Here is a 247-nt window from a genome sequence, read left to right on the forward strand (position 1 = left end):
GCTAAAGCGAGTGTCAATTACGATCAGCATGGCCGAAAGCTACAGTCGTTATACGGTGACTTAACATCTGGCCTGAGTGTTAATATAAAAGTGCTTGATGAAATAGCCAGCGAAATAGTCAGCTCAGTTTTTCGTAACGCCAACGCCATGACTATTCTTACTCGTATAAAAGATAAACACAGCTATAACTGGCGGCATATGATCAACTGCGCCATTTTTACCGCTGTATTTGCTAAATACTTAGGGT

At 41.3% G+C, this 247-nt stretch carries 1 pseudogene; it reads left to right on the plus strand.

The features are described 5' to 3' along the window. Positions 1-247: pseudogene (locus AAEZ18_RS19390) on the plus strand (HD-GYP domain-containing protein); the annotation flags it as partial.

Source organism: Pseudoalteromonas sp. 19-MNA-CIBAN-0066, from assembly GCF_040308705.1.
GTDB classification, from domain to species: domain Bacteria; phylum Pseudomonadota; class Gammaproteobacteria; order Enterobacterales; family Alteromonadaceae; genus Pseudoalteromonas; species Pseudoalteromonas nigrifaciens.